Raw genomic sequence first — 18,183 nt, forward strand, 5'->3', positions numbered from 1 at the left:
GACGACGGAAAGGGCCCTCCACGCGCGCGTGGAGGGCCCTTTCACTGCTGCGTGCGGCGGTTCAGGGCCGCAGCACCAGGGTGTCGTTCGTGCTCTTCTTGACGGCGTCGCCCGTGTAGGACCACGGCAGCAGCTCGCCCTTGACCCACTTGCTGGTCTGGTCGGTGTAGTGCGCGCTGTAGGCGTGTCCGGAAGCACCGGTGAGGTTGATCCACTTCGACTTGTCGAAGTCGTCGAGGTTCACCACCATGCGCATCGAGGGCACCCACTGCACTCCGTAGCCGCCCGCCGCGTTCCAGCCGGTCGCGTTGACCGCCGCCTCGCCGCCGCCCAGCTTGAACGGGCCGCGGTTGAGCATGAACTGGAGCCAGCCGGGGCCTTCGACGCCCAGGGTCTGGTTCTTCAGGGTCAGCCGGTGCAGGCGGCCCCAGCTCCAGGTGTCGACGTCCTTGCCGAGCTTGGCCGTCAGGTCCCAGCGCGCGTCCTCCATGGCCCGGCCGAACAGCTGGTCGCGGGTCTTGGTCGCGCTGTCCGTGCGGGTCTTCGGCGACTTCCACCAGTCGTTGTCCTCGTCGTCGAGGATCGACCGGATCACTTCGTAGTAGCGGTCGCCGCCGTCGGGCTGCGCGGATTCGGCGTCACGCTGGCCGCACTCGCGCACCGGCTCGGCCTCGTCGGCGGGGCCCGTGTTCCCGGCCGGCTCGACGTTCAGGCACTGGCCCTTGACCCGCAGCTCCTTGGGCAGCTTGTTGCCGATGGAGAGCTTGAGGATGTTGCGCCAGACCGAGTTGAAGTACGCGGCCGCCGCCGAATCGGGGTCCTGGGTGTAGTCCCAGCCCTCGAGCAGCTTCTGCGCCTCACGGACGTAGCTGTCCTTGACGTCGATCTTGAGCAGCTTGGGCACCAGCAGCTTGGCGATCTCGCTGCTGTTGTCCATCTGCATCGTGCGCATGTCCTCGGTGGAGACCTTCCCACCGTCCTTGATCTTCGACTGGATCAGGTCGGTGATGCGCTGGCTGCGCGCCCCGTAGCCCCAGTCCGACGTGAGCTTGTACGGGTAGTCGGACTTCTCGTCGTCGATCACGGCCTGGTTGGCGGTCACGATGTAGCCGCGCTTCGGGTCGTACTCGTAGGGCAGCGCGGCCTGCGGGATGTAGCCGGTCCAGCGGTAGTCCGAGTCCCAGCCGGGGGCCGGGAGCGCGCCGTCGCCCTTGCCGCGGACCGGAATCTTGCCCGGTGCCTGGTAGCCGATGTGGCCCTTGGTGTCCGCGTAGATCAGGTTCTGCGAGGGCACTTCAAAGGAAGAGGCGGCCTTGCGGAAGCCCGCGAAGTCCTTCGCCTTGTTGAGCTCGAAGACGGCGTCCATCGACTTGCCCGGCTTGAGCGCGGTCCAGCGCAGCGAGACTCCGTAGCCGTCGCCCCGGTCGGGGGCGGCGCTGTCGACGGTTGCCTTCTTGCCGACCTTCACCAGTTCGTCGTCGCGGTCGGACAGCAGGGGTCCGTTGCCGGTCTCCCGGACGGTGATCTTCTTCGGACTGCCGCCGGCGACCTTGATGGTCTCCGTGCGCGTCTTGAAGGGCAGCACCTTGTTGTCGTACGCGTAACCGTCGCCCTCGAACTTCTCGAGGTAGAGGTCGGTGACGTCGGCGCCCAGGTTCGTCATGCCCCAGGCGATGTCCTGGTTGTGGCCGATGACCACACCGGGCATGCCGGCGAAGGTGTAGCCCGAGACGTCGTACTGGCAGTCCTTGGAGACCGTCCGGCAGTGCAGACCCATCTGGTACCAGACGGACGGGAGCTGCGGCGACAGGTGCGGGTCGTTGGCGAGCAGGGGCTTCCCGCTGATCGTGTGGTCGCCGGAGACCACCCAGGAGTTGGAGCCGATGCCGTTGCCGTTCGGGCCGAGGCCCGCGTCCGGGACGCTGTCCAGGATGTCGGAGAGGCCCGAGAGCTGGGACTGCAGGCCGTCGGGGGCCTGGGTGTTGCCCGCGAGGCCCGTGCCCGCCGCGCCGCCGGTCTGCGACTGGCTGCCCGTGGCGCTGGCCTTGCTGTCGTACTCCTTGGTGACGCCGTTGAAGGCGCCCTCCTGGACGATGGGCTTGTTCCGCGCGTACGGGTACTCCGGGTACAGGTCCTTGATCTGCGACGGGCCGAGGCGGCTGGTCATCAGGGAGCGGTCGATCTCGTCCTGCATGTTGCCGCGCAGGTCCCAGGCCATGGCCTTGAGCCACGCCACGGAGTCGACGGGGGTCCACTCCTGGGGCTCGTAGTCGTTGGTGAAGCCGAGGGCGGCGTACTCCAGGGAGATGTCCTTGCCGCTCTTGTCCTTCAGGTAGGCGTTGACTCCCTTGGAGTACGCCTGGAGGTACTTCTTCGTCGCGGGCGAGAGCTTGGTGTCGTACTCCTTCTGCGCCACGCGGTGCCAACCGAGCGTCCGCAGGAACTCATCGGTCTTTACTTGGCCCTTGCCGAACATCTCGGAGAGGCGACCGGAGGTCATGTGGCGGCGGACGTCCATCTCCCAGAACCGGTCCTGCGCCTGGACGAAGCCCTGGGCCATGAACAGGTCGGCGTCGGACTCGGCGTAGATCTGCGGGATGCCGTTGCCGTCACGCTTCACGTCGACGGGACCGGCGAGGCCGTCGAGCTTGATCGTCCCCTTGGTCTGCGGGAAGGAGGCACGCACCGTACTGACGCTCCAGTACGCCCCGTAGCCGATGCCCGCCACGATGGCCAGGACCAGGACGATGACGAGGAGGCGGGCTCGGCGCCCCTTCTTCTTGCCGGACTTATGACCGGAAGAGGCGGTGGTATTCGAGGGCATCGCTGTCCTTGCTGTCCTTACGCGAGCGGCAGGGCTGGCTGGGCGGTGGTGGGAGCGCTGGAGCAACTGTAGGCGCAGGGCACTGCGGCCTCGGACGCGGAGTCAGGAACCTACATCGCGACGCGTCGTACAGGAGTTCGATGGCGTCAAGAAAGCGTTAACAATTAGGTAAGGTAACGAAGTACTTGGCTCGCGCGGAGAGGAACGGCCCCTGACTGTCCACGACCTCAACCAGCTCCTGCTCATCTGCTCGCTCGTCCTGCTCGTCGCCGTCGCGGCGGTCCGCATCTCGTCGCGCAGTGGGCTCCCCAGCCTGCTCCTCTACCTCGGCATCGGCATTGCCATGGGCCAGGACGGCATCGGCAACGTCACCTTCAACAATGCCGAGTTGACGCAGGTCATCGGCTACGCGGCGCTTGTCGTGATCCTGGCCGAGGGCGGCCTCGGCACGAAGTGGAAAGAGATCAAACCCGCGTTGCCCGCGGCCGCCGTCCTGTCGCTCGTCGGCATCGCGGTGAGCGTCGGCGTGACGGCCGCCGGTGCCCACTATCTGGTCGGCCTCGAGTGGCGGCAGGCGCTCATCATCGGCGCGGTGGTCTCCTCGACGGACGCGGCGGCGGTCTTCTCCGTGCTGCGGAAGGTGCCGCTGCCCTCGCGCGTGACGGGCATCCTGGAAGCGGAGTCGGGGTTCAACGACGCCCCTGTGGTGATCCTGGTCGTGGCGTTCTCCGCCGCGGGTCCCGTGGAGCACTGGTACGTCCTGATCGGCGAGATCGCCCTGGAGCTCGCGATCGGCGCCGCGATCGGCATCGCGGTGGGCTGGCTCGGCTCCTTCGGTCTGCGGCACGTGGCGCTGCCCGCGTCCGGCCTCTACCCCATCGCCGTGATGGCCATCGCCGTCGCCGCCTACGCGGCCGGAGCCATGGCGCACGGCAGTGGATTCCTCGCCGTCTACCTCGCCTCGATGGTCCTCGGCAACGCCAAACTGCCGCACTGGCCCGCCACCCGGGGCTTCGCCGAGGGGCTCGGCTGGATCGCGCAGATCGGCATGTTCGTCCTGCTGGGCCTCCTGGTCACCCCGCACGACCTGCTCGACGACACCTGGCCGGCGATCGTCATCGGCTTGATCCTGACCATGGTGGCCCGGCCCCTGGGGGTCGTCGCCAGCCTGCTGCCGTTCCGCATGCCCTGGCAGGAGAAGGCCCTGATGTGCTGGGCGGGCCTGCGCGGAGCCGTGCCCATCATCCTGGCCACGATCCCGATGGTGAACGGCGTCGACGACAGCCAGCGGATCTTCAACATCGTCTTCGTCCTGGTCGTCGTCTACACCCTCATCCAGGGTCCTACGCTGCCGTGGCTGGCCAGGAAGCTGCGCCTGGGCGACTCCTCGGGCGCAGCCGACCTGGGCATCGAGTCGGCGCCCCTGGAGCGCCTTCGCGGGCACCTGCTCTCGGTGGCGATCCCGAAGGGGTCGCGGATGCACGGCGTCGAGGTGGGGGAACTGCGGATGCCCGCGGGTGCCGCGGTCACGCTCGTCGTTCGCAACGGCGAATCATTCGTGCCGCAACCCACGACCGTGCTGCAGCGCGGGGACGAGCTCCTGGTGGTCGCGACCGACCCGGTGCGCGACGCGGCGGAGCGGCGGCTGCGGGCCGTCGGACAGGGCGGAAAGCTGGCCGGATGGCTGGGAACCGCTGGTCACGACGCGAATGATCGGGGTAATCGCAGGTGACGGGCGCCTCATTCTCGGTATTCACAGGTCCCATCGGCCCATTCCCTGTACGATGAAGGCACACTTCTTCTGTACCAACTGATCGAACCAACTCTGTCTGAAGCAGAGCTGGCGCCGACCGTATGGCGGCCGCATGCCCTCGCAGTGGGCAACCGGCATCTACCGCAGTTCCGCGCAAGAGGACAGCTCTCGGCGCCGTCCCCCTGAACGGGGGGCCGCGCTACCAGGCGGCAGAAAGGCACGGGCCGTGGCATCCACGGTCACCTCCCGCCCGGGATACGGACAGCTGCTGCGCACCCGCGGCGCCTGGACGTTTCTCCTGCCCGGCTTCGCGGCGCGCCAGCCCTTCGCGATGCTGACCATCTCCATCGTGCTGCTCGTGCAGCACACCACCGGCTCGTACGGCGTCGCAGGCGCCGTCTCGGCCGTCACCGGCGTCTCCATGGCGGTGTTCGCCCCCTTCGGCGGCAAGCTCGCCGACCGGTTCGGCCAGCGGGCCGTCCTGGTGCCCGGTGTCCTCATCCACACCGTCTCGGTGCTCTCCCTGACGGTGCTCGCGCTCTCGGACGCCCCCTTGTGGGCCCTCTTCGTCGCCGCGGTGCCCACCGGCGCCTCGCAGCCGCAGATCAGCCCCATGGTGCGGGCCCGCTGGGGCGTCAAGCTCCAGGACTCCCCGCTCGCGGGCACGGCGGCCGCCTTCGAGTCGGTCACGGACGAGCTGACGTTCGTGCTCGGCCCGCTCTTCGCGACCGCCCTGTGCACGACCATCGACCCGGCGGCCGGACTCTTCACGGAGGCCGGACTCACCCTGGTGGGCGGCCTCCTTTTCGCCGCCCAGAAGGGCACCCAGCCCGAGCCCGCCTCCCGCGAGGAGCACGCGCGCGTGGAGCACACCTCGGCGCTGCGCATCCCCGGCGTGCGGGTCCTCATCGTGACCTTCCTGGGCATCGGCGCCGTCTTCGGCGGCATGCAGGTCTCGCTCGCCGCCTTCACCGAGTCCATCGGCGAACCCGGCCTGAACGGCGTCCTGTACGGCACGTTCGCGGCCGGCAACATGCTCTCCGGCCTCGTCTGCGGTGCCATCGCCTGGAAGATCGCCCCGCAGCGGCGCCTCCTCGTCGGGTACGCGGCGCTGACCCTGATGGCCTCCGGCCTGTGGGCCGCGCACTCCGTGGTGCTCCTCGCCGGGCTCGGCCTCCTGGTCGGCGTCTGCATCGCGCCCGCCCTGATCACCGGCTACACGCTGGTCGATCGCCTCGTGGACCCCTCCGGCCGCACCGAGGCCTTCACCTGGCTCACCGGTGCCGTCGCGCTCGGCCAGGCCGCGGCCGTCACGGTCGCCGGACAGCTGGAGGACCGCTTCTGGGACGGCGCCGGATTCCTGGTGCCGCTGGGCGGTACGGCACTGGCCCTCGCGGTGCTCGTGACCCTGCGCTCGCGGCTCGTCCCGCGCTCGGTCGGACGCACCGTGGCACGTGGCGTGGGTCACCGCGAGCCGGTCGCGGTGGACTGATCTCGCGGAATACGTCACTATGGACCGTCGTTAGCACTCATCGAGTGAGAGTGCCAGGAGGAAGCAAGTGCCGACGTACCAGTACCAGTGCACCGAATGCGGCGAGGGCCTCGAGGCGGTGCAGAAGTTCACGGATGACGCTTTGACCGTGTGCCCCAGCTGCGACGGACGCCTCAAGAAGGTGTTCTCGGCCGTCGGCATCGTCTTCAAGGGCTCCGGCTTCTACCGCAACGACAGCCGTGGCTCGTCGTCGAGCAGCACGCCGTCGACGGCGTCCGCCTCGAAGTCCTCCGACTCCAAGTCGTCGGACGCCAAGTCCTCCGCGAGCGCTTCGTCGTCCTCGACGTCCTCTTCGTCGTCGGACTCGAAGTCGTCCGGCTCCTCCTCGGGGTCGTCGGCCAGCTCCTCGGCCGCCTAGTTTCTCTTTCCGGGTCCCCGCTGTCGTACGACAGCGGGGACCTCGGCATTTCCCGGCCCGGCTACTGTGCTCGGCATGGTGAATACGGCGAACGCGAGTACACCGAACGCGACGCGGGCCGAGATCGGTGTCATCGGCGGCTCCGGCTTCTACTCGTTCCTCGACCACGTGACCGAACTCCAGGTCGACACCCCCTACGGAGCGCCCAGCGACTCCCTGTTCCTCGGCGACGTCGCCGGGCGGCGGGTCGCGTTCCTGCCCCGGCACGGCCGCGGGCACCATCTGCCGCCGCATCGCATCAACTACCGCGCCAACCTGTGGGCGCTGCGCTCCGTGGGGGTGCGCCAGGTGCTCGGTCCGTGCGCGGTGGGCGGGCTGCGGCCCGAGTTCGGGCCCGGGACGCTGCTGGTGCCCGATCAGCTCGTGGACCGCACCAAGTCGCGTACGCAGACGTACTTCGACGGAGTGCCGCTGCCGGACGGGAGCATTCCGAACGTCGTGCACGTGTCGCTCGCGGACCCGTACTGCCCCGCCGGACGCGGCGCCGCCCTGAAGGCGGCCCGTGGCCGGGAGTGGGAGCCGGTGGACGGCGGGACCCTCGTGGTGATCGAGGGGCCGCGGTTCTCGACCCGGGCCGAATCGGTCTGGCACGCGGCGCAGGGCTGGTCGGTGGTGGGCATGACCGGGCACCCCGAGGCGGTGCTCGCCCGTGAACTGGAGCTCTGCTACACGTCGTTGACGCTGGTCACGGACCTGGACGCGGGTGCGGAGAGCGGCGAGGGCGTCTCGCACGAAGAGGTGCTCCAAGTGTTCGCGGCGAATGTGGACCGGCTGCGGACGGTGCTGTTCGACGCGGTGGCCGGGCTGCCCGCCAAGGATGCGCGGGACTGCCTGTGTGCGGGGGCGCTGGGCGGGATGGAGCCGGGGATTCGGCTGCCGTGAGCGGGCCGCGTCACCTGCCGCCGCATCACCTGCTGCCGCGTCACCTGCCGCCGCATCACCTGCTGCCGCGTCACCTGCCGCTGCATCACCTGCTGCCGCGTCACCTGCCGCTGCATCACCTGCCTTAGGCCGGAACTTCCCCTTCGGGTGACGGAGTTGTCCACAACCGGCGAGTAGTGCACGGGGCTCAGCGGGATTCGGCGCGGGCCTGCATCGTGAGAGCGCAAGGCAAGATCCGCAGCTCTCCCGAGCTCCCGAACTCTCCGCAGGTGGTGGCCGACATGCCGCAGGTTTCCGCAGACATCTCCTCCCCTTCGCCTCCCCCGCCGTGCCCCGTGCCGCACTTCTCTCCCGTACGGGTGCGGGGCGGGCACCGGCGCCTGCGAAGGCTGCTGCGGCACAGGCGGCGGGCCATGGCCGTGGGTCTCGCGGTGACCGCCGCGGCGCTCGTGGCCGCGGGGCCTCGCGATGCCGGACAGGTGCGGGCGCAGGGGCCTCCGACCGCTGCCGCGGCCGCGCCCTCGCGGGCCGAGAAGCCGCGGGGTGACAAGCCGCGGGCCGCCGCCACGGTCGCGGCGCCGGTGCGGATCGCGGACGCGGAGACGGTGCGTCTGCTGCACCGCGGTGACCGGGTCGACGTGGTGGCCTCGGACGGATCGACGTCACGGGTGGTGGCGGCCGGGGCAAGGGTGACCGCGGTGCCCGAGCCTCAGGCGGGCGCTGCCGAAAGCGCCGCCGAGGCAGGGGCGTTGCTGGTGCTCGCCGTGCCACGGGCGACGGCGGCGCGGCTCGCCGGAGCGGGTGCGGGCATGAGGCTTGCGGTGACGCTGTGCTGACTCACGATGTGTGCGACTGCACTGATTTCCTGTCAAGTCGCTCGTTCGAGGCATCCAATTGGACAGTCCTACCAGGGCCTGACGTAGTTTGCGAAGCTGTCCGTTTCACGAACTGCATTTGCAACGAAAGGCCTCGTGGTGAGCGAGAAGAACGAGCCGAGTCTCTGGGAGGGCTTCAAGGCCTTCCTGATGCGCGGCAATGTCGTCGACCTGGCGGTCGCGGTGGTCATCGGAGCCGCGTTCACGAACATCGTGAACTCCGTGGTGAAGGGTGTCATCAACCCGCTGGTCGGCGCCTTCGGGACGAAGGATCTCGATCACTACAGTTCGTGCCTCAAGGACCCGTGCAAGATGAACGACGCTGGAGAAGTCGTCAGCGGCATCCCCATCATGTGGGGCACGGTCCTCAGCGCCACTCTCAGCTTTGTGATCACCGCGGCCGTCGTCTACTTCCTGATGGTGCTGCCCATGGCCAAGTATCTGGCGCGGCAGGCCGCGCGGAAGGCCGAGAAGGAGGGCACGCAGGAGGTCATCGAGATCACGGAGCTGGAGGTCCTCAAGGAGATCCGCGACGCCTTGGTGGCGCAGCGCGGCACTGGGCACGACGAGCGCTAGCGCGGGCTCAGAGGTGGTGGGGCGGCTTCTCGTCGAGGAAGCGCGCCAGGTCGGCGGCGCTGTCGCCGCCGGCCGAAGGCCGCTCGCCCCACCCGCGGTCCGTGTCGTCCGAGGACTGCTGCGACAGCGGGTCGTCGAAGACCAGGGCGCTCTTGGGCTTCTTCGGCGCCTCGGAGTCCTTCGGGGTCTCCGAGGTCGCTGAGGCCTCCGAGCTCTCCGAGTCCCTCGGATCGCGCGGTTCGGGGGCGGGGGCGGTGCTCATGTCTCCAGGGTACGTCGGTGGGGCGCCGCGGCGTCCGTCAGACGGCCGTGAGCCCCTGAGCTGCGAAGATCTCCCTGGCTTCGGCCACCTGCCCAGGGGTCGGCGAAGGGGTGTCGCGCAGGGTGAAGTCCTTGCCGAGGGCGTCCCACTTCGCCTCGCCCAGCTTGTGGAAGGGCAGCACGTCGACGCGCGAGACGTTGCCGAGCGAGGCGGCGAAGCGGGCGACGCCCTCGACGTTCTTCGGGTCGTCGGTCAGGCCGGGGACGAGCACGAAGCGCACCCAGACGTCCTTGCCGAGGTCCGCGAGACGGCGGGCGAAGTCGAGGGTGGGCCGCAGCGGCCGGCCGGTGACCTTCCTGTACGTGTCGCGGTCCCAGGACTTGATGTCCAGGAGCACGAGGTCGACGTCCCGCAGCAGGGCGTCGGTGGCGCGCACGCCGAGGAAGCCGGAGGTGTCCAGGGCGGTGTGCAGGCCCAGTTCGTGCTTGAGGCGGTGCAGCAGTTCGCCGGTGAAGACGGGCTGCAGGAGGGGTTCCCCACCGCTGACGGTGGCTCCGCCGCCCGCCGCCGCGATGAACTTGGTGTACTTGGCGGCCTCCTTGATCACGGCGTCGGCGGTGGTCCGCTTGCCGTCGCGCATCCGCCAGGTGTCGGGGTTGTGGCAGTACAGGCAGGTCAGCGGGCACCCCGAGAGGAACGTGACGAAGCGGCTGCCGGGGCCGTCGACGCCGGTGGACAGGTCCCAGGAGTGCAGGGACCCGGTGACGGGCCGCCGGGTGACCGCGGCCGCGGGGGTCGCCGAGTCCGGCGGGGCCGTGCTGAGCGGGACGGTGCTGGGCGGAACGGTGCTGGGCGGAACGGTGTTGAGCAGGACAGCCATGGCAGAACTCCCGGACTGCTGCTGGGCTCAGAGGGAGCCGTGGAAGGTGCGGTTGATGACGTCGAGCTGCTGGTCGCGGGTCAGGCGGACGAAGTTGACCGCGTAGCCGGAGACCCGGATGGTCAGCTGCGGGTAGTTCTCCGGGTGCTCCATGGCGTCCTGGAGCGTCGCCCTGTCGAGCACGTTGACGTTCATGTGGAAGCCGTCGCTGGCCATGTAGCCGTCGAGGACGCCGGAGAGGTTCTGGACCCGCTCTTCGGGGGTGCGTCCCAGGGCGTCCGGCGTGATGGTGTTGGTGAGCGAGATGCCGTCCTCGGCGTCGTCGTAGTCGAGCTTGGCGACCGACAGCGCGGAGGCGATGTAGCCGTGCTGGTCACGGCCGTTCATCGGGTTGGCACCGGGGGCGAACGGCTCGCCCGCGCGGCGGCCGTCGGGGGTGTTGCCGGTCTTCTTGCCGTAGACGACGTTCGAGGTGATCGTAAGGACGGACTGGGTGTGCACCGCGTTCCGGTAGGTCGGGTGCTGCCGGATCTTGCCCATGAAGTCCGAGACGATGCGCCGGGCGATGTGGTCGGCCCGCTCGTCGTTGTTGCCGTAGGCGGGGTAGTCGCCCTCGATCTCGTAGTCGACCGCGAGGCCCGTCTCGTCGCGGATGACCTTGACCTTGGCGTGCTTGATGGCGGAGAGCGAGTCGGCGGCGACGGACAGGCCCGCGATGCCGCACGCCATCGTGCGCAGGATCTCCCGGTCGTGCAGCGCCATCTCGATGCGCTCGTAGGCGTACTTGTCGTGCATGTAGTGGATGACGTTCAGCGCGTGGACATACGTCTTGCCGAGCCAGCCGAGCATGGCGTCGTAGCGCTCGACGACGGTGTCGTAGTCCAAGTAGTCGCCCTCGATGGGTTCGAATCCCTCGACGACGCGCTTGCCGGTCATCTCGTCGCGGCCGCCGTTGATCGCGTAGAGCAGGGCCTTGGCGACGTTGACGCGGGCTCCGAAGAACTGCATCTGCTTGCCGACGGCCATCGCCGAGACACAGCAGGCGATGGCGGTGTCGTCGCCGTACTTGGGGCGCATCAGGTCGTCGGACTCGAACTGGATGGCCGAGGTGTCGATGGCGACCTTGGCGGCGAAGTCCTTGAAGCCCTTGGGAAGTTCGCGGGTCCAGAAGACCGTCAGGTTCGGCTCGGGTGCGGGGCCCAGGTTGTAGAGGGTCTGCAGAGCACGGAACGTGGTGCGGGAGACGAGCGGGCGGCCGTCCTCACCGATGCCGGCCATCGACCAGGTGACCCAGGTCGGGTCGCCGGAGAAGCCCTCGTTGTACTCGGGGGTGCGCAGGAAGCGGACGATGCGGAGCTTGATGACGAAGTCGTCGATGAACTCCTGGGCCTCGGTCTCGGTGATGCGGCCGGCCTCGATGTCGCGCTGGAGGTAGATGTCGAGGAAGTTGTCGATGCGGCCGATCGACATGGCCGCGCCGTTCTGCTCCTTCACGGCGGCCAGGTAGGCGAAGTACAGCCACTGGACGGCTTCGCGGCCAGAGGTGGCGGGGCCCGAGATATCGTATCCGTAGGACATCGCCATGGACTTCAGCTCGCCCAGCGCCTTGATCTGCTCGGAGGTCTCCTCGCGGGCCCGGATGACGTCCTCGGTGGCCCACTCCTCGGCGAGGAGGTCCCGGTCGGCCTCCTTCGCGGCGATGAGACGGTCGACTCCGTAGAGCGCGACGCGGCGGTAGTCGCCGATGATGCGGCCACGGCCGTAGGCGTCGGGCAGGCCGGTGACGATGCCGGAGGAGCGGCAGGCGCGGATCTCGGGCGTGTAGGCGTCGAAGACACCTTCGTTGTGGGTCTTGCGGAGGTGGGTGTAGATGTTCTTGACCTCGGGGTCGGCCTCGTGGCCGTAGGCGTTGAGCGCGCCCTCGACCATCCGCCAGCCGCCGTTGGGCATGATGGCGCGCTTGAGCGGGGCGTCGGTCTGCAGGCCCACGATCAGGTCGCGGTCGGCGTCGACGTAGCCGGGCCTGAAGGCGTCGATGCGGGAGGGGGTCCTCACGTCCACGTCGTAGATGCCGCGCTCGATCTCCGTGGGGAACATCGCCAGGAGCTTCTGCCAGACCTGGGTGGTGCGTTCGGTCGCGCCGGTCAGGAAGGAGCCGTCGCCCTCGTACGGGGTGTAGTTCTGCTGCACGAAGTCGCGGACGTCGATGGCATCCCGCCACAGGCCGCCCTTGAAACCGTCCCAAGCCTCGCCGTGAACCGTCGTTTCCGCGGGAGTAGCAGTCATCGCCGACACCTTCCGAATCGCTCTTTCGCTCTGCGTCCATTGCACTGCGATCCGGCCGGTCAGGGGCTCCGCAATGGTCCCCACTTCGGGGCCGGAGGTCCCTTCTTCCCGCTCCCCACCACCAGGGGGATCGCCCTGACCTGGGGTTTCGTCCGGGACTTTGGACCCAAGTTCGCTTGTGAAAGCATTCACAAGAATTTCCCGGGCTTTCCGTGGCGCCAGGCCTTCTGGGCATGCCAGTGGGCCGGGGGCTCCCACACCCGGCCCACTGTTCCGACGCCGCTCAGGGCGTCAGCTCGGGGACTCCGCGCCCTTGCGGGCGTAGTACCACCAGCAGACCGCGATACAGCTGACGTAGAAGGCCACAAAGCCCCACATCGCGCTGGTCACCGCGAAGTTGGCGAACATCGCCGGGATGAAGAAGAAGCCGTAGGCCGCGATGGCGGAGGTGAATCCGGTGACCGCGCCGGCCTCCATCTCGGACTGCTTCAGCGCCTTCGTGTAGGCGGGGGTGCCCTCCGTCAGACCCTTCAGGTGCTGGGACCGGAAGATCACCGGGATCTGGCGGAACGTCGAGCCGTTGCCTATGCCCGAGAAGAGGAACGCGCACAGGAAGCAGACGAAGAAGCCCCAGAAGTTGCCGTCGTCGCCGCCGGAGGGCAGGAAGTTGATGACGCCGATGATCGAGAGCGCCATGCCGACGAACGAGATGATGGTGACCCGCGCGCCGCCGATCTTGTCGGCGATCCAGCCGCCGGCCCAGCGGGCGAGCGCGCCCACGGCCGGGCCCATCCAGGCGTACGTGGCCGCGGAGTAGGCCGCGTCGATCGGCGTGAACGTGGTGTTGATGAGCATCGGCAGCGCCGCCGCGAAGCCGATGAAGGAACCGAACGTGCCGACGTAGAGCCAGGTCATCAGCCAGTTGTGCTTGCGCTTGAAGATGATCTTCTGCTGGCTGAAGGGGGTGGAGGCGACCTTCAGGTCGTTCTGGCCGAACCACGCGACGGCGGCCAGGATCACCAGGACGGGCACCCACAGGAACGCGGCGTTCTGCAGCCACACGGGCGTGCCGTCCGCCTTGTGCTGGGCCGAGCCGACCGCGAGTACCGAGCTGGTGATGACGATGGGGGTGACCAGCTGGACGACGGAGACACCGAGGTTGCCGAGGCCGCCGTTGATGCCGGTGGCGTTGCCCTTGTCGCGCTTGGGGAAGAAGAAGCCGATATTGGCGAGGGACGAGGCGAAGTTCGCGCCGCCGACACCGCAGAGGGCCGCGATGGCGATCATCACGCCGTACGACGTGTTCGGGTCCTGCACCGCGATGCCGAGCCAGATCAGCGGGACGACCAGGACGATAGTGGAGAGCGCGGTAAAGCGGCGCTGGCCGATCATCGGGCCGAGGAAGGTATAGAAGACGCGCGCCGTGCCGCCGGTGATGCCGGGGACGGCCGTCAGCCAGAAGAGCTGCGAGGTGGAGAAACCGAAGCCGACGTCCTTCAGGTTGGTCGCCGTGACCGACCACACCTGCCAGACGACGAACGCGACCAGGAGCGCGGGGACGGCGATCCACAGGTTGCGGGCGGCGACCTTCTTGCCGATGGACTTCCAGAAGAGCTCGTTCTCCGGCTCCCAGTCGGTGATGGTCTTGCCGGGGCGGTACTGCGCGGGGTCGTACGTACGGCCCGATGGCGCGGTCCGCGTTTCTTGGGCGGCAGGCGATGTCATGTTGGATCCCAGTTCGCTACGGGTCCCGACCTTGCTCCGGGGCCTGACACCTCCACCGTCGCGTGCGCGGTTCTTCGGGAGCAGAGGCGTAGGACACGCGTCGACCGGCCCAAAGACACGAAGTACAGAGGGCCTTCGGACGTTCGGACCCCCGGGGGTTCGGGCTCCCCCGCAGGGCCCTCGGACGTTCGGGCCTCGGGGGTTCGGGCTCCCCCGTGTGGACTCCCCCGCGTGATACGCAAGTCGGCATGGCTTCCTCGAACCCCTCCACCAGGCCCCGCACCAACTCCCTCTCCGATGTCGCCGGTCTACGCGTGGGCCATGCCACCCGCGTCGCGCCCACCCACGCGGGCCACCTCACCGGCACGACCGTCGTGCTCGCCCCGGAGGGCGGCGCCGTCGCGGCCGTGGATGTGCGCGGCGGCGGCCCCGGCACCCGCGAGACGGACGCCCTCGACCCCCGCAATCTGGTCCAGCGCGTCGAGGCCGTGGTGCTGACCGGCGGCAGCGCGTACGGCCTGGACTCCGCGACCGGCGTGATGGCGTGGCTGGCGGAGCGGGGCCGGGGCGTGCGGGTCGGCCCCGATCCCTCCCACGTCGTCCCCGTGGTCCCGGCGGCCTGTGTCTTCGACCTCGGCCGGGGCGGCGACTTCACGGCGCGCCCCGACGCCGCGACGGGCCGCGCCGCGGTGGAGGCCGCCGCGGGCAGCGAACCGTTCACGCCCGTCGAGGAGGGGAACGTGGGCGCGGGCGCCGGAGCCGTGGTGGGGAAGGTCAAGGGCGGGGTCGGCAGTGCGAGCGTCCGGCTGGACTCGGGCATCACCGTGGCCGCCCTGGTCGTGGCGAACGCGGCGGGCTCGGGGGTCGACGCGGGGACGGGTGCGTTGTACGGACGGTTCTTCGAGGGGCGGCGGGTGGCCTACCCTGCCCCCGAGGTGCACGAGGAGGCCACGCGTCGCCTCGCCGAAGCCGCGGCCAAGGGCGGGCCTCCCCCGCTGAACACCACCCTCGCCGTGGTCGCCACGGACGCCGAACTCACCAAGGCCCAGGCGCAGAAGCTCGCGGGCACGTCGCACGACGGCATGGCGCGCGCCGTGCGCCCCGTCCATCTTCTCAACGACGGGGACACCGTCTTCGCCCTCGCGACCGGTGAGCACCCCCTGGCCTCCGACCATCCCCTCGCCCTGAACGAAATCCTCGCGGCGGGCGCGGACATGGTGACGGCGGCGATCGTCAGAGCTCTCCTGGCCGCGGAGTCCGTCGAGACACCGGGCGGCAACTTCCCCTCGTACCGCGACCTTTACGGCGGCCTCGGCGGCGAGCAGGCCGAGTAGCTGGCGACTAGCCGCCGAGTAGTTGCCGAGCAGCTGCCGAATGGCCGCGGGGCGCGGCCCGTTGGGTCGCCGGCGGGCCATGACCGTGTGCCCGCCCTCACATCAAGCGGAAGGAACCTCTCCGCCCGTAGGCCTCTCTTAACTCTTACTGGATCAGAACGCGCAGTTCGCACAAAGATGGAGCAGCCCGTGACAACGTCGCACATAGCCAAGCCCCGGCGACGCACCCTTCTGGCGGCCACCGCGCTCGCCGCGGCCAGTGCGCTCACCCTGACGGCCTGTGGCGGCGGCTCGGACGATGGTGACAGCGACGGCAAGGACGGCAAGACCAAGAACCAGGGTGCCGACATCACCATCTCGGCGAAGGACGGCTCGACCGGAGCCTCCATCAACGCCACCGGCGTCAAGGTCAAGGGCGGCAAGCTGACCGAGGTGAAGATGACCCTGGTCTCCACCGGGGCGGCGGTCGACGGCACGCTCTCCGCCGACGGCACCAGTTGGAAGCCCAAGGCCCAACTGGAGCGCGGCATGAAGTACAAGATCACCGCCGACGCGAAGGACGCCAAGGGCAAGGAAGCCACCGAGAACTCGATCTTCACCACCGTCTCGAAGGCCAACAGCTTCATCGGCAGTTACACCCCCGACGGCGGCACGAAGGTCGGCGTCGGCATGCCGGTCTCCTTCAACTTCGACAAGGCGATCACCGAGAAGCAGTCCGTCCAGTCGCACATCAAGGTCACCACCGACAGCGGTCAGAAGGTCGTGGGCCACTGGTTCGGCGACCAGCGCCTGGACTTCAGGCCCGAGGAGTACTGGAAGGCCGGCTCCAAGGTCACGATGAAGATCGACCTGGAGGGCGTGAAGGGCGCGGACGGCGCCACCGGCGTACAGAACAAGACGGTCAGCTTCACCGTGGGCCGCGCGCAGGTCTCCACGGTCGACGTGAAGGCCAAGAAGATGACGGTCGAGCGCGACGGCAAGGTCATCAAGACCATCCCGATCTCCGCGGGCAGCCCGGCGAACCCCACGTACAACGGCAAGATGGTGATCTCCGAGAAGTTCACCCAGACCCGGATGAACGGCGACACGGTCGGCTTCGGCGGTGAGTACGACATCAAGGACGTCCCGCACGCGATGCGCCTGTCGTCGTCCGGCACCTTCATCCACGGCAACTACTGGGGCTCGCCCTCGATCTTCGGCAGCGCCAACACCAGCCACGGCTGCGTCGGACTGCGGGACGCGCAGGGCGCGGGCGACCCCAGCACGCCGGGCGCGTGGTTCTACGAGAACTCCCTCATCGGGGACATCGTGACGGTCAAGGGTTCCCCGGACGAGACCATCGCCCCGGACAACGGCCTGAACGGCTGGAACATGTCCTGGAGCGAGTGGACGGCGGGCAGCGCCGGCTGATCCCGGCAGCCATTCCGACAGCCGTTCCGACAGTCGCTGCGGCCGCCACTCCTGCCCCTCTCACCAGCCCCAACACCACGAGCCGCACGGGAACTTGCCGTGCGGCTCGCACGTTTTCCAGTTCCCGGACATGATGTCCGACCCAGGGGCTACGGTATGCACTCACAAGGTGACATGCAGCAACGCCGGGAGAGACCTTGAGCGTTCCGTACGAGTACGAGACGGCGTACGAGCCCCAGTCTGCCGAGCAGAATTCTCCGCACTCCCCGCAGGAGCATCTCGAGCGGCTTCTTCGCCGCGCCATGAACTCCTTCGACCTGCCGGACGACACGATAGGGCGTCTGGACTCGGCCCTGGCGTACGACAGTTCGCTGCATTCCGCGCATCACAGCGCGGGCCTGCACCGCGAGACCTACCGCCACACGTGGCTGCTCGCCGACGCGGGCGCGCTCACCCTCTGGGAGCTCGTGCACAACACCGGCCCCGGCAGCCACCCCCAGTACGAGCTGTACGCGGACGAGGAGGAGGCCGGGGTCGCCACCTCGCGTCTGCCGCTCCCGCCCGACACCCCCTCCGCCGCCTGCGAGCAGCCCGTCGTGCTCCAGCTCCCGGTCGCCGAGGAACCCCGTCACACGTACGTGCCGGACGACTCCGCGGATCACGGCCGCCGGCTGCTGCGCCGCGCGGAGAACTCGGTGAGCGAGGGGCGCCCCGGCGAGGATGTGGAGCGCTTATTGCGCTCGGCGTTCGCGCACCAGATCACGCAGGCCTTCGGCCGCCCCTGCCTGGTCGGCGAGGCACGCCTCTGCTTCTCGCTCTACGAGCACGCTTTCCTGCTCTTCGACGGCAGCGAGCTCAGCCTCTGGGAGGTCGAGCACACGGTCACTCCCGACAAGCGGCACCGCTGCGAGGTGTACGTCTCCGAGGAAGCGGCCCGCGCGGCGATGGAGCAGCGCGCCAAGAACATCCCGCAGCAGCGCGGGAAGTAACGCCAGAAAACACTCCGCGGCAGCGTACGAAGTTGGGGCTGACCGCGTACGAGGCGGGGCTCAGGGGCGGCCGTCGCCGAACTGTCGCACCAGGCCCGCGAAGGCGTCGCGCTCGTCCGCCGTCAGCTCGACCGTCTCGGCGCGCGGCGGGCCCGCCTGCGCGGGCAGCGAACCCAGCGTCCGTGACGTGCGCCAGACGTCCGCGTCGGTCCGGTCGCGCCGCATCACCCGCACCAGGCCCACGGCCCAGACGACGGTCGCCGCGGCCAGGACGGCTACGCCTGTCTGCTGGAGGATCGAGACATTCTGGAGCATGCCGCACAGTAGACAACACGATCCGGGGCTTACGACAGGGGGGTTGTGGGACTTACGTCCCGAAGTGACGCATGTCGCACAACCCCCCTCATAGGTGCCGAA

At 69.0% G+C, this 18,183-nt stretch carries 15 protein-coding genes; 9 read left to right on the plus strand and 6 right to left on the minus strand.

All coding sequences use genetic code 11. From position 1 onward, the window contains the following. Positions 1-61: 61 nt before the first annotated feature. The gene (locus ACWFRU_RS20890; protein ID WP_453689038.1) at positions 62-2,824 is read right to left on the minus strand and encodes a penicillin acylase family protein; all 2,763 of its coding nucleotides are present in this window, start codon (positions 2,822-2,824) and stop codon (positions 62-64) included. Between the two features lie 211 nt (positions 2,825-3,035). On the opposite strand from ACWFRU_RS20890, the gene ACWFRU_RS20895 reads away from it, so the two are divergent. The 6 genes from ACWFRU_RS20895 (at position 3,036) to mscL (ending at position 8,880) form a co-directional block, all read left to right on the plus strand. Continuing rightward, positions 3,036-4,556 (plus strand): potassium/proton antiporter, encoded by a 1,521-nt coding sequence (locus ACWFRU_RS20895; RefSeq protein WP_453689463.1) that lies wholly within the window; start codon positions 3,036-3,038, stop codon positions 4,554-4,556. Positions 4,557-4,803: 247 nt separating this feature from the next. After that, a complete protein-coding gene (locus ACWFRU_RS20900) occupies positions 4,804-6,069 on the plus strand; it encodes an MFS transporter (RefSeq protein WP_453689040.1) in 1,266 nt (421 codons plus the stop codon). A gap of 67 nt (positions 6,070-6,136) precedes the next feature. Continuing rightward, positions 6,137-6,487 (plus strand): FmdB family zinc ribbon protein, encoded by a 351-nt coding sequence (locus ACWFRU_RS20905; protein ID WP_453689042.1) that lies wholly within the window; start codon positions 6,137-6,139, stop codon positions 6,485-6,487. A gap of 75 nt (positions 6,488-6,562) precedes the next feature. Then, positions 6,563-7,429 (plus strand): S-methyl-5'-thioadenosine phosphorylase, encoded by an 867-nt coding sequence (locus ACWFRU_RS20910; protein ID WP_453689044.1) that lies wholly within the window; start codon positions 6,563-6,565, stop codon positions 7,427-7,429. Positions 7,430-7,710: 281 nt separating this feature from the next. Then, positions 7,711-8,265 carry a hypothetical protein gene (locus ACWFRU_RS20915; RefSeq protein ID WP_453689046.1) on the plus strand — a complete coding sequence of 185 codons (555 nt, stop codon included), beginning with the start codon at positions 7,711-7,713 and terminating at the stop codon, positions 8,263-8,265. Positions 8,266-8,400: 135 nt separating this feature from the next. Continuing rightward, complete coding sequence (gene mscL, locus ACWFRU_RS20920; protein WP_453689048.1) at positions 8,401-8,880, plus strand: large conductance mechanosensitive channel protein MscL; 480 nt, start codon at positions 8,401-8,403, stop codon at positions 8,878-8,880. Between the two features lie 7 nt (positions 8,881-8,887). Here mscL and ACWFRU_RS20925 read toward each other — a convergent pair whose 3' ends face one another. The 4 genes from ACWFRU_RS20925 to ACWFRU_RS20940 form a co-directional block, all read right to left on the minus strand. Further along, positions 8,888-9,142, minus strand: a complete 255-nt coding sequence (locus tag ACWFRU_RS20925; protein WP_453689050.1) for a hypothetical protein — start codon at positions 9,140-9,142, stop codon at positions 8,888-8,890. A gap of 37 nt (positions 9,143-9,179) precedes the next feature. Further along, the gene (gene pflA / locus ACWFRU_RS20930) at positions 9,180-10,022 is read right to left on the minus strand and encodes a pyruvate formate-lyase-activating protein (RefSeq protein WP_453689052.1); all 843 of its coding nucleotides are present in this window, start codon (positions 10,020-10,022) and stop codon (positions 9,180-9,182) included. A 27-nt stretch (positions 10,023-10,049) separates the two neighbouring features. Continuing rightward, positions 10,050-12,308: a formate C-acetyltransferase gene (gene pflB, locus ACWFRU_RS20935; protein ID WP_453689054.1), complete on the minus strand. Its 2,259-nt coding sequence runs from the start codon at positions 12,306-12,308 to the stop codon at positions 10,050-10,052. Positions 12,309-12,599: 291 nt separating this feature from the next. Beyond that, positions 12,600-14,033, minus strand: a complete 1,434-nt coding sequence (locus ACWFRU_RS20940; RefSeq protein WP_453689056.1) for a NarK family nitrate/nitrite MFS transporter — start codon at positions 14,031-14,033, stop codon at positions 12,600-12,602. A gap of 248 nt (positions 14,034-14,281) precedes the next feature. Between ACWFRU_RS20940 and ACWFRU_RS20945 the strand changes: the two genes are divergently transcribed. The 3 genes from ACWFRU_RS20945 to ACWFRU_RS20955 all read left to right on the plus strand — a co-directional run bounded on the left by ACWFRU_RS20945 (position 14,282) and on the right by ACWFRU_RS20955 (position 17,766). Further along, entirely contained in the window at positions 14,282-15,367 is a 1,086-nt protein-coding gene (locus ACWFRU_RS20945; protein ID WP_453689058.1) for a P1 family peptidase, read from the plus strand. A 177-nt stretch (positions 15,368-15,544) separates the two neighbouring features. Then, positions 15,545-16,777, plus strand: coding sequence for a L,D-transpeptidase (locus ACWFRU_RS20950; protein WP_453689060.1), 1,233 nt, complete (start codon positions 15,545-15,547; stop codon positions 16,775-16,777). 197 nt (positions 16,778-16,974) lie between these two features. After that, positions 16,975-17,766, plus strand: coding sequence for a DUF6227 family protein (locus ACWFRU_RS20955; protein ID WP_453689062.1), 792 nt, complete (start codon positions 16,975-16,977; stop codon positions 17,764-17,766). Positions 17,767-17,826: 60 nt separating this feature from the next. Here the strand turns inward: ACWFRU_RS20955 and ACWFRU_RS20960 are convergent, their stop codons facing one another. Further along, a complete protein-coding gene (locus ACWFRU_RS20960) occupies positions 17,827-18,081 on the minus strand; it encodes a hypothetical protein (RefSeq protein ID WP_453689064.1) in 255 nt (84 codons plus the stop codon). Positions 18,082-18,183: the final 102 nt, after the last annotated feature.

Source organism: Streptomyces sp. NPDC055099 (genome assembly GCF_053607685.1).

Excerpts from the sequence above, each read along its gene's own strand:
- ACWFRU_RS20915 (WP_453689046.1), top strand. The coding sequence starts at position 7,711 with ATGCCGCAGGTTTCCGCAGACATCTCCTCCCCTTCGCCTCCCCCGCCG.
- ACWFRU_RS20950 (WP_453689060.1), top strand. The coding sequence starts at position 15,545 with ATGGAGCAGCCCGTGACAACGTCGCACATAGCCAAGCCCCGGCGACGC.
- ACWFRU_RS20910 (WP_453689044.1), top strand. The coding sequence starts at position 6,563 with ATGGTGAATACGGCGAACGCGAGTACACCGAACGCGACGCGGGCCGAG.
- ACWFRU_RS20925 (WP_453689050.1), bottom strand. The coding sequence starts at position 9,142 with ATGAGCACCGCCCCCGCCCCCGAACCGCGCGATCCGAGGGACTCGGAG.
- pflB (WP_453689054.1), bottom strand. The coding sequence starts at position 12,308 with ATGACTGCTACTCCCGCGGAAACGACGGTTCACGGCGAGGCTTGGGAC.
- ACWFRU_RS20945 (WP_453689058.1), top strand. The coding sequence starts at position 14,282 with ATGGCTTCCTCGAACCCCTCCACCAGGCCCCGCACCAACTCCCTCTCC.
- ACWFRU_RS20890 (WP_453689038.1), bottom strand. The coding sequence starts at position 2,824 with ATGCCCTCGAATACCACCGCCTCTTCCGGTCATAAGTCCGGCAAGAAG.
- ACWFRU_RS20940 (WP_453689056.1), bottom strand. The coding sequence starts at position 14,033 with ATGACATCGCCTGCCGCCCAAGAAACGCGGACCGCGCCATCGGGCCGT.
- ACWFRU_RS20960 (WP_453689064.1), bottom strand. The coding sequence starts at position 18,081 with ATGCTCCAGAATGTCTCGATCCTCCAGCAGACAGGCGTAGCCGTCCTG.
- pflA (WP_453689052.1), bottom strand. The coding sequence starts at position 10,022 with ATGGCTGTCCTGCTCAACACCGTTCCGCCCAGCACCGTTCCGCCCAGC.